The organism is Natronococcus sp. JC468 (genome assembly GCF_012163165.1).
In the GTDB taxonomy this organism is placed as follows: Archaea; Halobacteriota; Halobacteria; order Halobacteriales; family Natrialbaceae; genus Natronococcus; species Natronococcus jeotgali.
In genome coordinates, this window is the sequence record NZ_JAAVUO010000003.1 from 192,683 (window position 1) to 206,086 (window position 13,404).

General features: G+C 68.2%; 14 protein-coding genes and 1 tRNA gene. 6 read left to right on the forward strand and 9 right to left on the reverse strand.

Annotated features, from left to right (window positions below; translation table 11 throughout):
- Window positions 1-102: 102 nt before the first annotated feature.
- Complete coding sequence (locus tag GWG54_RS03520) at window positions 103-756, reverse strand: bifunctional 4-hydroxy-2-oxoglutarate aldolase/2-dehydro-3-deoxy-phosphogluconate aldolase (RefSeq protein ID WP_167936456.1); 654 nt, start codon at window positions 754-756, stop codon at window positions 103-105.
- Between the two features lie 228 nt (window positions 757-984).
- Between GWG54_RS03520 and GWG54_RS03525 the strand changes: the two genes are divergently transcribed.
- The gene (locus GWG54_RS03525; RefSeq protein WP_167936457.1) at window positions 985-2,994 is read left to right on the forward strand and encodes a glucan 1,4-alpha-glucosidase; all 2,010 of its coding nucleotides are present in this window, start codon (window positions 985-987) and stop codon (window positions 2,992-2,994) included.
- A 28-nt stretch (window positions 2,995-3,022) separates the two neighbouring features.
- Here GWG54_RS03525 and GWG54_RS03530 read toward each other — a convergent pair whose 3' ends face one another.
- The 3 genes from GWG54_RS03530 to GWG54_RS03540 all read right to left on the reverse strand — a co-directional run bounded on the left by GWG54_RS03530 (window position 3,023) and on the right by GWG54_RS03540 (window position 5,430).
- On the reverse strand, window positions 3,023-4,444 hold the full coding sequence (locus GWG54_RS03530; RefSeq protein WP_167936458.1) for a GntP family permease: 1,422 nt from the start codon (window positions 4,442-4,444) through the stop codon (window positions 3,023-3,025).
- Window positions 4,445-4,739: 295 nt separating this feature from the next.
- A complete protein-coding gene (locus GWG54_RS03535; protein ID WP_167936459.1) occupies window positions 4,740-5,258 on the reverse strand; it encodes a multiprotein-bridging factor 1 family protein in 519 nt (172 codons plus the stop codon).
- A gap of 25 nt (window positions 5,259-5,283) precedes the next feature.
- Window positions 5,284-5,430, reverse strand: a complete 147-nt coding sequence (locus GWG54_RS03540; protein ID WP_167936460.1) for a hypothetical protein — start codon at window positions 5,428-5,430, stop codon at window positions 5,284-5,286.
- A 56-nt stretch (window positions 5,431-5,486) separates the two neighbouring features.
- Between GWG54_RS03540 and GWG54_RS03545 the strand changes: the two genes are divergently transcribed.
- The 3 genes from GWG54_RS03545 to GWG54_RS03555 all read left to right on the forward strand — a co-directional run bounded on the left by GWG54_RS03545 (window position 5,487) and on the right by GWG54_RS03555 (window position 7,290).
- A tRNA-Leu gene (locus GWG54_RS03545) sits at window positions 5,487-5,571 on the forward strand.
- A 166-nt stretch (window positions 5,572-5,737) separates the two neighbouring features.
- Window positions 5,738-6,301, forward strand: a complete 564-nt coding sequence (locus GWG54_RS03550) for a DUF420 domain-containing protein (RefSeq protein WP_167936461.1) — start codon at window positions 5,738-5,740, stop codon at window positions 6,299-6,301.
- A 104-nt stretch (window positions 6,302-6,405) separates the two neighbouring features.
- Complete coding sequence (locus GWG54_RS03555) at window positions 6,406-7,290, forward strand: SDR family oxidoreductase (protein WP_167936462.1); 885 nt, start codon at window positions 6,406-6,408, stop codon at window positions 7,288-7,290.
- Window positions 7,291-7,480: 190 nt separating this feature from the next.
- Here the strand turns inward: GWG54_RS03555 and purF are convergent, their stop codons facing one another.
- A complete protein-coding gene (gene purF, locus GWG54_RS03560) occupies window positions 7,481-8,953 on the reverse strand; it encodes an amidophosphoribosyltransferase (RefSeq protein WP_167936475.1) in 1,473 nt (490 codons plus the stop codon).
- Window positions 8,954-9,121: 168 nt separating this feature from the next.
- Window positions 9,122-9,427 (reverse strand): cupin domain-containing protein, encoded by a 306-nt coding sequence (locus GWG54_RS03565; RefSeq protein WP_167936463.1) that lies wholly within the window; start codon window positions 9,425-9,427, stop codon window positions 9,122-9,124.
- Between the two features lie 148 nt (window positions 9,428-9,575).
- Between GWG54_RS03565 and GWG54_RS03570 the strand changes: the two genes are divergently transcribed.
- Window positions 9,576-9,905, forward strand: a complete 330-nt coding sequence (locus GWG54_RS03570) for a rhodanese-like domain-containing protein (protein WP_167936464.1) — start codon at window positions 9,576-9,578, stop codon at window positions 9,903-9,905.
- A gap of 24 nt (window positions 9,906-9,929) precedes the next feature.
- Here GWG54_RS03570 and GWG54_RS03575 read toward each other — a convergent pair whose 3' ends face one another.
- Together GWG54_RS03575 and GWG54_RS03580 are read right to left on the reverse strand one after the other, a co-directional pair.
- Entirely contained in the window at window positions 9,930-10,703 is a 774-nt protein-coding gene (locus GWG54_RS03575) for an MOSC domain-containing protein (protein WP_167936465.1), read from the reverse strand.
- 89 nt (window positions 10,704-10,792) lie between these two features.
- On the reverse strand, window positions 10,793-11,284 hold the full coding sequence (locus GWG54_RS03580; protein ID WP_167936466.1) for a DUF6735 family protein: 492 nt from the start codon (window positions 11,282-11,284) through the stop codon (window positions 10,793-10,795).
- Between the two features lie 161 nt (window positions 11,285-11,445).
- On the opposite strand from GWG54_RS03580, the gene GWG54_RS03585 reads away from it, so the two are divergent.
- A complete protein-coding gene (locus tag GWG54_RS03585; protein ID WP_167936467.1) occupies window positions 11,446-12,096 on the forward strand; it encodes an HAD family hydrolase in 651 nt (216 codons plus the stop codon).
- A gap of 7 nt (window positions 12,097-12,103) precedes the next feature.
- Here the strand turns inward: GWG54_RS03585 and GWG54_RS03590 are convergent, their stop codons facing one another.
- A complete protein-coding gene (locus GWG54_RS03590) occupies window positions 12,104-12,544 on the reverse strand; it encodes a polyketide cyclase/dehydrase (protein WP_167936468.1) in 441 nt (146 codons plus the stop codon).
- Window positions 12,545-13,404 lie beyond the last annotated feature (860 nt).

Genomic DNA, 13,404 nt, shown 5'->3' on the forward strand with positions numbered 1-13,404 from the left:
GCGTGCCGTCGTCGCGGACGAGAGTTACCGCGGGGACGGGCGCCGCGGCTGGTCGGTCCGGCGACGATCGAAAGGCGGGGTCCGGAGCGTCGGCGCTCGGGGCTACTCCGAGCGCGCGTCCTCGACGGCTTCGACGAACGCGGCTGCGGTCTCTCGCACTCGGTCCATGTCGCCCTCGGCGATCGCCTCGTAGTCGACGATGGCGCTGCCCGCGCCGACGGCGACCGCGCCGGCTTCGAGGTAGTCGGCGAGGTTGTCCCGGTCGACGCCCCCGGTGGGGATCACGTCGACGTCGCCCAGCGGTCCCTGCAGCGCGCCGATGTGGCCCGGCCCGACCGTCGAGGCGGGGAACATCTTGAGCACGTCCGCGCCGGCGTCGATCGCGGTGACTGCCTCGGTCGGCGTCATGACGCCCGGCGCCGACAGGGCGCCGTGGCGGTTACAGACCGTCACGACCTCGGGGTCGACGTGGGGCGAGACGACGAACTCGGCGCCCGCGTCGATCACCGACTGGGCGCTCGCGGCGTCGAGGACCGTGCCCGCGCCGACGACGGTGTCCGTCCCCGAGAGCTCGCGGTCGATCGCCGCGATCTTCTCGTACGTGCGGGTTCCGTCCGCGGTCACCTCGAGCGCTCCGACGCCGGCCTCCGACATCGCGCGGGCGACCGGGACGACGTCGTCCTCGTCGACCCCACGAAGGACGGCGAGCGCGCCGCTCTCGACGATTCGTTCCTTGACGGCGGCCGGCGAACTCATCGGCGTCCCCCGTCGGCGGTCCCTCGAGCGGTCGACGGCTGAATCCGGGTCGAACGTTCACTCGATCGCGAATGAGCCTTCATCACGTCCGGGTTCGCCGCCCCCGGTCAAGAAAGTTGCCGAGGCCGCCCCTCGAGCGCGTCGCCCGCCGGAGGGGACGCGCTCGGCGATCGACGGAACGGCGTCCTTCAACAGGGTTTACCCTCGAGGCCGAGTACGACGGAGCCGATGCACCTGCACGACGCCCTCGACGACGTCAAACGCTCCCGGGACGATCCCCGCCGCTTTCCCGGCGAGCGCCGTTCGACCGCGGGGCTGTTCTCCGGACTCGACGACCGTCTCGTCCACGTCGCCCCGGACGGCTCGATCCGGGACTACTCCGCCCCGCTCTCGGGACTCTCGGGGATCGAGCGCTCCCGGTTCGGGATCGTCCTCGACGGCGAGGTCGCCTGGTTCGACGACGCCGCCCAGTCGTACGTAGACGACACCGCGATCGTCGAGACCCGCCACGAGGGAGACGGCTACGCCTGCCGCCAGTACGATCTGACCCTCGGCCGGACCCACCTCACGGGGTTCGTCCTCGAGGAGCCGACCGCGGCCGACGCACGGCTCCGCGCCTGCGTCGAGTTCGCTCCCGACGGGCGGGACAGCAGGATCGGCCAGCTCCGACACGGCGACGCCGTCGAGGTCCACCACCGCCGCGAGCGGGACGTTCTCGCGGCCTCGAGCGCGCTCTCGACGCGGGGCCACCCGCCAGTACGCTTCGAGGAAGTGCTCGCGGACGAGCCCACACCGTTCCCCCGGGACGGAGGCGACGACCGCTACGAGGAGGACCGCATGAGCCCGATCGTCGTCGCCGACGTCGAGTTCTCGGGGGCCAAACCGACCGCGACGATCGCAACGGTGCTCTCGGCCGGGGATCGCGGAGACGCCCTCGAGCGCGCGCGTCGAGACGTCGCCGAGTTCTCCGATCGCGAGGCGCTGCTCGAGGCCGGGCGACGGCAGGCCCGGGACCGACTGCCAGCGGAGACGCCCGGCGTCGAGGACGGCTTCGCCGATCTGCGCGCACTCTCCTTGCTGCGGGCGCCGTCGGGGGCCCGGATCGCCGGCCCCGAGTTCGACCCCTTTTACCGCCACTCCGGCGGGTACGGCTACACCTGGTTCCGCGACGACGCCGAGATCGCCGGCTTCCTGCTGGAGGCCGACCGTCGAACGGGACTCGGGCTCGACGAGTGGCACGCCGCCAGCGCCCGCTTCTACGCCGAGACCCAGCTCGAGGACGGCACCTGGCCCCACCGGGTCTGGCCCGACGACGGGCGCCTCGCGCCCGGCTGGGCCCACGGCCGGCTCGAGGAGGGCGACTCGGTCGACTACCAGGCCGACCAGACCGCCAGCGTCGCGGCCTACCTCGCGACCTACCTCCGGGTGATCGACGGCGACGACGAGCGCGTCCGCGAGACCGTCCGTGCGGCACTCGAGGGGCTGGACGACTCCCTCGAGGACGACGGCCTTCCCGAACGGGTCCAGAACGCCTGGGAGAACATGACGGGCCGGTTCACCCACACGGCCGCGACCTTCCTCGAGGCCTACGCCGCGATCGCCCGGGCGCCCCTCGAGGACGATGTCACATCGCGGGCGCGCGAGAGCGCCCGAGCGGTGTTCGAGGGACTCGACGCGCTGTGGGTTTCCGACCGGGACCGGTACGCGCTCCGGCTCGAGGAGGGCGAGCTCGACGACCGCCTCGACGGGAGCACGCTCGCACTCGCCACCGCCCACCGGGAGTACGCCGCGGTCGACGGCGTCGACGACGGGCGCCTCGAGCGGCTCGTCTCCCACCTCGAGGTGACGATCGAGGGCCTCTACCGCGACCCCGAGGGACCGATCGAGGGGCTCGCCCGGTTCGAGGACGACCCGTGGCGACGCGGCGATCAGGAGGCGCCGAAGATCTGGACGGTAACGACCGCCTGGGGCGCCCACGCCGCGCTCGAGTTGCGGGAGCTGCTCGCCGACGCGGGCCACGACGCGGCGCCGACGTTCGACGCCCGCGCCCGGGCGCTGCTCGAGCTGGTCGAACCTGGCGGGCCGCTCCGGGGCGACGGCGACTCCCTGCCGGAACAGTTCTTCGACGACGGAACCCCCGACAGCGCGACGCCGCTGGGGTGGCCCCACGCGATCCGGCTCGCGACGGCGACGGCGCTCGAAGCGGGTTCCCAGGAACGAGCGATCGAACGGAAGTAACCGAAACGGTAGAAAACGTTCGCCTCGATCAGGACAGCGGGACGATCGACGCGGTGACGACGATGATGACGAACGCCGTCACCGAGATGATCGTCGTGAGCGCGGTCCAGATCTTGACGGTCTCCATCTGGGTGAGGCCGCCGATCTCCTTGATCAGCCAGAACCCGCTGTCGTTGTACCACGAGCAGATGTTCCCGCCCGCGCCGATGATGAGCGCGAGGTAGACCGGGTGTACCGCGAGCTCGGGGACCTGAGGCGCCATGATCCCGGCGGTGGTGATCATCGCGACCGTCGCCGACCCCTGCGCGATGCGGATCGCGGCGGCGACGAGCCACGCCGAGACGAGGACGGTGACGCCGCCCGCGCCGACGGAGACCAGATCCGTGATGTACTCGCCGATCCCCGACGCCGCGAGCAACCCGCCGAACGCCCCGCCCGCCGAGGTGATCGCGGCGATGTGGGCGCCGCTTTTGAGCGACTCCGTGAGCTCGTCGGTCCAGACCTCCCGGTCGATCGCGCGAACGCGCAGGTAGGTGATCGCGGCGGCCATGGCGGCCGCGGTCAGGGCGAGGTTCGGATCGCCGAGGAAGCTGGTGACCGGTGAGGCCGCCTCGAGGGTCCCCTCGGCCCCGGCGAACGGTGCGACGCCGCTCCCGGCGAGATCGAGTAGGAAGTCGTTGGTCGTGCTCGCTCCGACGAGCGCCACCGCGAGGAGGATCGGAAGCGACGCCTCGAACAGGCCGGGAAGCTCGCTGATCGACCGCTCGGCGCGCTCGCGGACCTCCTCGGGGGTCGATCCCATGGTCTCTCGCAGCGGGATGTCGTCCAGGCGGGCGTTGATCCACTTTCCGTAGAGGATGCCCGAAACCGCCGCCGTCGGGACGGCGACGAGGACCCCGCCGAGCATCATCGCGCCGAGATCGACCGCCTCGCCGAGTTCCGACGCCACTGCGAGCGGGCCGGGCGTCGGCGGAACGAACACGTGGGTCGTCGCCGCGCCGGCGCCGATGACGGAAATAAACAGCGCGTAGTCGCGCCCGGTTCGCGCCCGCGTCGAACGAGCCAGAGGAGCCAGCAGGAAGAAGACGTTGTCGAAGAAAACGGGGATCGACAGCGCGCTGCTGCTGCCCCACAGCGCGAGGTACGACCTGTCCTCGCCGGTCGTCGACTGGAAGGAGCGAACGATCCGCTCCGCGGCGCCGCTTTCCATCATCGCCTTTCCGATAACCGCGGCCATCAGGATCGGTATCCCGACCCCGACCATCGTGTCGCCGAATCCGCTGGCGATCTCGGCGGGAACCTCCGCGAGCGGTACCGCGGCGGTCGCCGCGCCGACGACCAGCGAGGCGAGGATTAGCCCGATGATGGCGGGAAGTTTCAGCCAGACGAGAAGCGCAATAACCGAAACAAGTCCGATAACGAACACTATCAGTGGGTTAGCGATTGCCATATGTGTGTTACAATCGCACCCGTCTGAACAGATCCTATTATATCTATTGATATCTGGGAATAGATAAAATTGAGTTATTTGGCATAAAATCCCGTATAGGTGTCCGATCATTTCGTTTCCCACCGCCCAGGGCGGAAACCGAAGGATCGTCTCGACGGTCGTTCCTCGAGTGTATTATCTTTACTGAACGACGAGTAAGTCGCCGCCCGCACTCGGTCGCGACCCCACGAGTCGTTCCGACGTGCGCGCTATCGGGATGGGACAGTGCGGGAGGATGGGGTTCGGAGGTCGCCGACTACTCCGCGAGGGTGATCTCGAGGCGGTCCTCGAGGGCCGCGATCAGGCCGCCGCCGATGCCGGCCTGGGTCGCACGCCCCTGTTCGACGGCCAGCAGGTCGGCCTCGGGGACCCCGAGCTCGTCGGCTAACTCCTCGCGCTGGTAGCCCGCTTCCCGGCGAGCCTCGACGACCGCCGAGCCGTACTCGGAGACGAGGTAAGGTAACGGATCGTCGTCGTAGTTCGTCCCCTCCTCCTCCCAGTGCTCGGAGTCGCCGTCCCAGACCGGGTTGGCCTTCGCGACGTTCTGGGCCGCCTTCTGCTTCCGGCTGGGTTCGTCAGTCCGGCGCCCTCCCGAGCGAGAGCCGCCGCGGTCCCCGCCGCGTTTTTGCGCGTCGTCGTGGGGCGCACACTCCGGACAGACCTCGAGTTCGGCCCCGGCGACCTGCGCGCGTCGCAGCGAGTCGCTTTCGGTCCCGCAGAGCTCACAGCTCGTCCCGCCGCCGCCGGAGGACGAACCGGTCGAGTACTTCGCCATACCGAACGTTGGGTTCTGCCACGTTTTAACTTTTCCAGGCGTCGCCGTCCTCGAGCGGTTTCTCGCCCGCGAACGACCCCGGATCGTCGGTCCGGTCCCGGGGCCTCGCCGCCGCGCCGAGGTCGTCTGCCTCCGGCGGTTTCGTGTGATCGCCCCCCAGGGGCCGACCCAAAGGAAAGGGCTTTTATAATCACGCTGGATACGATTGAGTGCAGAAAGAGAACGCGAGCGTGGGTAGCCAAGCTAGGCCAACGGCGCAGCGTTGAGGGCGCTGTCCCGTAGGGGTCCGCCGGTTCAAATCCGGTCCCACGCATCGCACGCGCGGCTCTGCCGCGAAACACGATGCAGGTGATCTCCCTTCGCGGACATCACCCACGCATAACTTCTGACGAACGCTACACTCGAGAGCGACGGCACTCGTCGCTCGAGTCACACCGCGAGACAACAACCGCTTTCTTCGCCCAGCCGAACCCACGGACATGGAGTACGTTCCTCGAGAGCGGGTTCGCCCGCTGACGGTCGCGCTGAGCGTCGTCTCGCTGGCGATCGTGTTCGCTGCCGCGGGCGGGCGGGTTCCACAGTCCGCGGTGCCCAACGCGCCCGAGTGGTTCCTCGAGTCGATCCCCCACCTCAACGTCGCGATCAGCGCGACGGCGATCGCGACGATCGCGGTCGGCTGGCGGGCGATCCGTCGCGGCCGGGTCGATCGCCACCGGGTCGCAATGGTGACCTCGTTCGGGCTGTTCGCGACGTTCCTGACGCTGTATCTCTACCGGCTGGTCGCGACGGGCGGACCCCAGGAGTTCCCGGGTCCCGAGACGGTCTACCAGTTCGTCTACCTGCCGACGCTCGCGATCCATATCCTGCTCGCGATCGTGTGCATTCCGGTGTTGTACTACGCGCTGTTGCAGGCGCTCGCGTACCCGATCGCGGAACTCCCGCGAACGAGCCACGCCCGGTTCGGCCGGATCGCCGCCACCCTGTGGCTGATCTCGTTCTCGCTGGGGATCGTCGTCTACGGGCTGTTACACGTCGCGTACTGACCCGATCGACGGCTCTCGCTCGGACGGGGACGAGGACTCGAGAGCCGCGCCTGCCGTCACTCGCAACGGACACGCCCAACGGTCGGCCGCGGGTAGAGTGGATCATGACACGCGAGCAACCGCGCGAGACGGCCGCAGCGATCGACTCACAGGAGCAGGACCGACGCCCCGGCCTCGAGACCGAGATGGAGCCGCCGGCCGAGTTCATCCGCGACGACTACGCGGGCAGCGCCAAGCTCGAGGGGAAGGTCGCCATCGTCACCGGCGGCGACAGCGGGATCGGTCGGGCGGCCGCGGTCCACTTCGCGCGGGAGGGAGCCGACGTCGCCGTCCTGTACTACGACGAGGACGAGGACGCCGAGACGACCGCGGAGATGGTCGAGGACGAAGGGCAGGAGAGCCTGACGCTGGACGGCGACGTCCGCGACAGCGCGTTCTGTCGGGCGGCCGTCGAGGCGGTCGTCGACGAGTTCGGCGACCTGAACGTGGTCGTCAACAACGCGGCGACTCAGGTCGTCAAGACCGATCTGACCGACATCTCCGACGAGCAGTGGGTGGAGACGTTCGCGACGAACATTCACGGCTACTTCTACCTGACCAAGGCGGCCCTGCCCCACCTCGAGGACGGCGATACGATCGTCAACACGACCTCGATCAACGCGTTCAAGGGGAACGACACGCTCGTCGACTACTCGACGACGAAGGGGGCGATCGTCGCCTTCACGCGCTCGCTGTCCCAGCAGCTCGCTCCCGAGGGGATCCGCGTCAATCAGGTCGCGCCCGGACCGATCTGGACGCCGCTGATCCCCGCGACGATCGGCCAGTACGATCCCGAACTGGTCGCGGAGTTCGGACAGGACGTGCCGATGGGCCGTCCGGGCCAGCCGAGCGAGCTCGGTCCGGCGTACGTCTACCTCGCGTCAGAGGACTCCTCGTACATGAGCGGGCAGACGCTGCACGTAAACGGCGGTTCGATCATCGGCGGGTAGACGCCTCGAGCACCCTCGACCCGCGTACTCCCCGGTTCTCGAAGGCTCGAGCCCAGCCGATACCGATTCACCACTGGTGACGGGGTCGACCTCGAAGTGCCGTCGACGCGGACGACGCGGCGGTCGACTTCGGCGAGTAGGACGCCGCCGAGCGAACGCCGTGCCGGCCTGTGCCCGGAACCCGTAACGATCAGTCGTCGGCGCGCAGCGTCTGTCCCCCGACGTCCGGACGGGAGACCTCGCGGTCGGTCTCCTCGCCCTCGATGTCGTAGGGGTACTCTCCCGTCACGCAGCCCAGACAGAGGTCCGACCGGTCGGTCTCGAGCACGTCGGCGACGGCGTCGGTCGAGAGGTAGGCGAGGCTGTCGGCTTCGATGGCCTCGCGGATCTCCGTGGTGTCCTTGTCGGCGGCGATCAGCTCCTCGCGGGTGGCCATGTCGATCCCCATGTAACAGGGGGCGACGATCTCGGGCGCGCCGATGCGGACGTGGACCTCCTCGGCGCCGCAGTCTTTGAGCAGCTGGACGAGCTGGGTGGAGGTCGTCCCGCGGACGATCGAGTCGTCGATGACGGTGACGGTCTTGCCCTCGATCGTGGACTTGATCGGGTTGAGCTTCAGGCGCACAGCGCGCTCGCGCTCGTCCTGGGTCGGCATGATGAACGTACGACCGACGTAGCGGTTCTTCATCAGCCCCTCGGCGAACTCGACGCCGTTGTCGTCCTCGGGTCGGGGCTCCCCGTCGGGAGTCGTCTCTCCCGCGGCCTCGGCGTAGCCGGAGGCGAACGCCCGTCCGGAGTCGGGAACGGGCATGACGACGTCGGTCTCGACGCCGCTTTCGTCCCAGAGCTTGCGCCCCAGTTCGCGGCGCGCCTCGTAGACGAGCGTGTCGTCGATGACGCTGTCCGGGCGCGCGAAGTAGACGTGCTCGAAGAAGCAGTGGGCAGTGTCGTCTTCCTCGACCAGCTGGTAGGAGTCGAATCCACCGCCGTTTTCCTCCAGAACGACCAGCTCGCCGGGACGGACGTCCCGGACCAGCTCCCCGTCCAGGGTGTCGATCGCGGCCGACTCGGAGGCGAGGATGTAGCCGTCATCGAGCTTCCCGATACAGAGCGGGCGGTTCCCCCGGGGGTCGCGCACGCCGAGTACCGTGTCGTCGTGGCTGATCGTCAGGGCATAGGAGCCGTGGATCCGTCCCATCGTGCGCTTGACCGCGCGGACGAGGTCCTCCTCGAGCAGGTTCCGCGCGAGGTCGTGGGCGATGACCTCGGTGTCGCCGTCGCTGGTGAAAGCGTGGCCGAGGGCGGCCAGTTCGTCGCGGATCTCGTCGGCGTTGACGAGGTTGCCGTTGTGCGAGAGACCCAGCGAGCCGCTCTTGAACGAGACCGAGAACGGCTGCGCACAGGAGGTGTCGAGCGAGCCGGCCGTCGGGTACCGGACGTGGCCGATCCCCGCCGAGCCGGCCAGCCCCTCGAGATCGCCCTCGGCGAAGACGTCGCCGACCAGCCCCCTGTCGACGTGGCTGTGTTGCTGGAAGCCGTCGTGGGTGACGATCCCCGCGGACTCCTGGCCGCGGTGCTGGAGCGCGTAGAGCGCGTAGTACAACGGTCGAGCCGCGTCGCGACCGTCGAGTGCGACGCCGACGACGCCGCACTTTTCGGTCATTCCTGTTCGCCGGGGAGTCTCGCCCCGCCCATCAGTCATGGTCGACCGTAGCGTCCCGAACGGACAAAAACCCCCGTGTTTGTGCTGTCCGTCGCCCCGATACACGAATTCGTTGTGCACGATCGTGGATACTCTTTCGAACCGCACGACAGCGCGGAGCGGAGCGGTCTACGACTCCGACTTCGGCGCGAAGACGATCACCGCGGTGCTCTCCTCGAGGGCGTGTGGCGATACCTCTCGGTCACCGTCGAACCGGACGAGGTCGCCCGCCTCGAGCTCGTAGCCGTCGCCGTCCAGCTCGAGCTCGAGGACGCCCGACACCAGGTGGAAGACGATCCGAGAGTCGGGGTGGTGGTGCTCGGGGATCCGCTCGTCGGCTTCGAGTTGCAGTCGGACGGTTCGGGGGGCCCGTTCGTCGAACACCTCGGCGTGTGGGACGTCCTCGAGGTCCGAGAGCGAGGTCAGTTCCGGCATACGAACCACTCCCTCGGTCGGGTACTTGGAACTGCCGGCGAATCGGTTCACCCTCGAAATCGACCGAAAGGTGTTACCGGGCCGCTACCCCAAACGGGAGTACGTGAGCAGGCCGCGTCGACACAGCACCGCGCTCTGTATCCCACCAATGGTATCCGAGATCTCCCCGGAAGACGTCAAGGAAAAGCTCGAGAACGAGGACGTCCAGATCGTCGACATCCGTCCGGAACCGGAGTACGAGCGGGGCCACATCCCCGGCGCGATCAACATCCCGATGTCCAGACTGGCCGCGGAAATCGACGAGTACGACTGGGGCGACGACGTGGTCGTCGCCTGCCCGATCGGTCAGAGCTCCGTCCAGGCCGCCAGGCTCATCGGTAGCTTCGAGGACGTCGACAGCGACGCCGTCGCGAGCATGGCGGGTGGCTACAGGGACTGGGAGTACGCCCTCGAGACCGAAACCGAAGCCGAGTCCTGACGCGTTCCAGTTCCTTTCGGTCGGTTACTCGCCGACGACCTCGACCGAATCGCCCGTCCGGAGCGTCCGTTCGCGGTGGCGCTCGGGGACGGCCGCGATGAGCATCAGCGTGTAGTAGTGGTCGAAGGCGTCCTCGTCGGCCCACTCGGGGAACGTCTCGCGGCGCCGCTCGACGAACCGCTCTCGGAACTCCGGGGTCGGCTCGCCCGTGTCGGGGTCACGCTGGGGAACCACGCAGCGCCCGCAGGGCGTGACGCCGTCGAACCGGACGTCGCCCGCGAGAAACGAGGGCGCGTCCGCGCCGACGAACCGATCCTCCCAGAACGGCTCGACGCCGGCGACCTCGACGTTCGCCCGCATCCGTCGGCGGACGCTCTCGACGGTCAGCCCGTCGAACCAGTCGGCGACGGTCTCGAGGGTAGCCGTGCTGATCACCGACGGGCCCATCTCGCGGCGATCGACGAACCCCAGCGACGGGTCGCGCTCGAGGGTTACTTCGAGGTCGAAGACCTCGCCGAACCAGTCGGCCGCCCGCTCGGGGTCGTCCTCCAGGTCGAACCGCCGTCGGTCGCTGTCGGCGGATTCGGCCGTAAACTCGCCGGTCTCGGGGTCGAAGCCGGTCTCGAGATCGTGGACCCGCGCGGTCCGCTTTCCGTTGACGACGGCGCCGTCCGCGTCGACGAGCCTGAACTCCCTGTCGCGGGCGAGCGTCCCGCCCGCGACGAGTTCGGCCCGCTCGAGTTCGATCCCGTCGAGTCCCTTGATCGGGTACACCCGGAGTCGATCGACTCGTGCCATTGTCGGTACCTGGGACGCGACCCGTATATACGGCCCCGTTCGCCCGCCGAGCACTCCCGACTACCGAACCGGTCACCGGACCCGGAACGTTACTTCTCGCAGTACGCGTAGCGGACGGCGTCGTACTCCGACCGAACGCGTTTCTCGAGGTACGGTCGCGCCTCGCGTCGCCCGAGCCGTCCCGATTCGATCAGGTCGCCGAGAACCGTCTTCGTCGCACGAAACCAGATCCGGAACTCCCGATCGTTTTCGCCCGGCGCCACGCCGACGATCGCGCCCCGGTCCGCGGGTCGATCGTCGTCCCCGTCCCACCCGAGCCAGGCGACCCGATAGGGGTCGACCCCGCCGTCGACCTCGACGAGGTAGAGCGCCTCGTACCGGCGGGGGTCCAGGAAGTCGGTGAGGATCCGCTCGCGGCTAACCGAATCCGCCACCACCTCGGGGTCGACGGCACCGCCGGCGAGTGGCGTTCGCTCGCCGAGCCGATCGACCAGCTCGAGCTCCGCACCGCCCCAGTGGCTGTGGCGCAGGTCGTAGAGGCGATCCGGCCGCTCGTAGGCGACCAGGGCCCTATGTCCCATCGTCGGTCCTCCGCGGTCGCTCCCGCATCGTCGCCGCCGTCCGTCGCAGGTCGGTTCCCATCGGGCGCTCTGGCCGCGCGTTCGGACTTCAACTTGCGGAGCGGAACGTCGAAACCGGGCGAAATCGAGAAACCCCTGCGACCGTTACTGCCGCGAACGGAATGACCTACGACGCATTCGTCTTCGACAACGACGGCGTGCTTACGCGCCCGACCGATCGATCGGTCCTGACGGACGCGATCCGTGAGGCGTTCGCAGCGGTCGGCGTCGCGGAACCGACGACCGAGACCGTCGAGACGATGCTCTCTCCGACTGTCGACTCGCTGCGCGCCGTTGCGAGCGACCACGGCCTCGAGCCCGCGACCCTCTGGGAGGCCCGCGAGCGCGCGGCGATCGAGGCCCAGCGCGAGGAGCTGGCGTCCGGTCGCAAGCGAGCCTACGACGACGTTGTGGCCCTCGAGACGCTCGGCGCGCCGACGGCGATCGTCAGCAACAACCAACACGAGACGATCGAGAACGTCCTCGAGCACTGCTCGCTGGCCCCCTTCGACGTCTGGTACGGGCGTGAGCCGACCCTTGACGGAATCGAGCGCAAGAAGCCCGAACCGTACTACCTGAAGCAGGCGATCGACGAACTCGGCGCCGAAAATCCGATCTACGTCGGCGACAGCCGCGTCGATATCGCCGCGGCCGACGCCGTCGGGATCGACGCGGCGTTCGTTCGTCGGGACCACCGCCGGGAGTACGAGCTGCCGACGGCGCCGACCTACGAGATCGAGTCGCTCGCGGGGCTGTCCGAGCTCCCTCGGTAAGCCGGGGTTAGGCTCGCGTTCGCGGCTCGGATCGCTCCCTGATCAGCCGGTTGCGATCCTCGAACTCCCGTCCGAGCCGCCGCTCGTCGAACAGCACGGGGACGAGCGCGCCCCTCGCGGTCTCGCGCTGGAGGAGCCGCGTCCGTCTCCCCCCGTCGATCGGCTCGAGGTGAAACTCGTGGTAGCTGTCGAGAGCGTACGGAACGCCGATCCGCTCGAGGCGAACGAGCCGTCGGTTCTCCTCGGCGATGCGGACCTCCGGCTCGAACACCGCGCGTCCGATCCCGGTCGGTACCCGATCGGCCCCGAGACGATCGCCGACGACCGGAACCGCCTCGAGTGACCGGGAGAGAGCCGTCCGTCGGAGTTCGTCCTCGAGTTCCAGAAGCACGTTCCACACCGTCTCGGGAGGCGCGTCGACCTCCTCGAACCGCTCTACCTGGTTCATGGTAACATATGACTTTGTTTAATAATGACGATATCGGTTTCGCGGCGGCCCCGCTTCCGACAAGGAGGAGGAAGACGACGCCAGCCGTCGAAGTGATCCGCCAGGGATCAGCCGATGCGAGTCGGTTGGTGACCACCGCGTCGAACACGGCCCTCGATGTCGTCGGGTTCCTCGCCGAGGATTGTCCTCGCGTACGCCCGCGATCGGGGAAGGTCGTCGACGTCCGTCGCGTCGGGGACGCGACGATCAGTGTCGAGTTCCTGATATACGATCCGAGATCCCCGACGAGACATCGATACGGCACTCGAACGACGAGGATGGATTCGACTCGGCATAGCGACTCGGCGTCTTCGCGACCCACCTCATATTACGCGATTGTGAGTCCTTCCCAGCGAGCGTTTCGTTCGACGGTCTTATGTATTCACCGGGCACTCGTCACTAATACGAACGACGCGGCACACCCGCGTCCCCTCCGGCCGTTCTCCGGCACGGAGGTAGACACGACATTCTACCCCCGATTCGACGCCAACTGGTGTCGGAGACCCTTATACGCAGAGGGCTTGTACTGTTGGACAGACGATCGTTCCGTCGGATGCCACTTTCCGGCGCGAACCGATCCGACGGCCTTAAGTACGAACGGGGATTCGGATGTAATGTGATCGGCGAGGCGCAAGGCGTCTCGTCGGATCGGACGACTCGCCTTCGAAGGGGTTAAGTACTCCTCGGGGCTTACGAGTACGTCCGAAGGAAATGAGGATCCTACCCCTGCGGTCCGCCGTACAGATGGGATCTGATGTGAGCCTTGGTAGTTCGGTGACGCCCGATCGGTCCGCGATCGTGGTCGATCCGAACGTGGACCC

What these genes read in the sequence shown, in the direction of transcription:
- GWG54_RS03525 (WP_167936457.1), top strand. Translation starts at nt 985, where the DNA reads ATGCACCTGCACGACGCCCTCGACGACGTCAAACGCTCCCGGGACGAT.
- GWG54_RS03570 (WP_167936464.1), top strand. Translation starts at nt 9,576, where the DNA reads ATGGTATCCGAGATCTCCCCGGAAGACGTCAAGGAAAAGCTCGAGAAC.
- GWG54_RS03575 (WP_167936465.1), bottom strand. Translation starts at nt 10,703, where the DNA reads ATGGCACGAGTCGATCGACTCCGGGTGTACCCGATCAAGGGACTCGAC.
- GWG54_RS03580 (WP_167936466.1), bottom strand. Translation starts at nt 11,284, where the DNA reads ATGGGACATAGGGCCCTGGTCGCCTACGAGCGGCCGGATCGCCTCTAC.
- GWG54_RS03565 (WP_167936463.1), bottom strand. Translation starts at nt 9,427, where the DNA reads ATGCCGGAACTGACCTCGCTCTCGGACCTCGAGGACGTCCCACACGCC.
- GWG54_RS03530 (WP_167936458.1), bottom strand. Translation starts at nt 4,444, where the DNA reads ATGGCAATCGCTAACCCACTGATAGTGTTCGTTATCGGACTTGTTTCG.
- GWG54_RS03585 (WP_167936467.1), top strand. Translation starts at nt 11,446, where the DNA reads ATGACCTACGACGCATTCGTCTTCGACAACGACGGCGTGCTTACGCGC.
- GWG54_RS03555 (WP_167936462.1), top strand. Translation starts at nt 6,406, where the DNA reads ATGACACGCGAGCAACCGCGCGAGACGGCCGCAGCGATCGACTCACAG.
- purF (WP_167936475.1), bottom strand. Translation starts at nt 8,953, where the DNA reads ATGACCGAAAAGTGCGGCGTCGTCGGCGTCGCACTCGACGGTCGCGAC.
- GWG54_RS03590 (WP_167936468.1), bottom strand. Translation starts at nt 12,544, where the DNA reads ATGAACCAGGTAGAGCGGTTCGAGGAGGTCGACGCGCCTCCCGAGACG.
- GWG54_RS03520 (WP_167936456.1), bottom strand. Translation starts at nt 756, where the DNA reads ATGAGTTCGCCGGCCGCCGTCAAGGAACGAATCGTCGAGAGCGGCGCG.
- GWG54_RS03535 (WP_167936459.1), bottom strand. Translation starts at nt 5,258, where the DNA reads ATGGCGAAGTACTCGACCGGTTCGTCCTCCGGCGGCGGCGGGACGAGC.
- GWG54_RS03550 (WP_167936461.1), top strand. Translation starts at nt 5,738, where the DNA reads ATGGAGTACGTTCCTCGAGAGCGGGTTCGCCCGCTGACGGTCGCGCTG.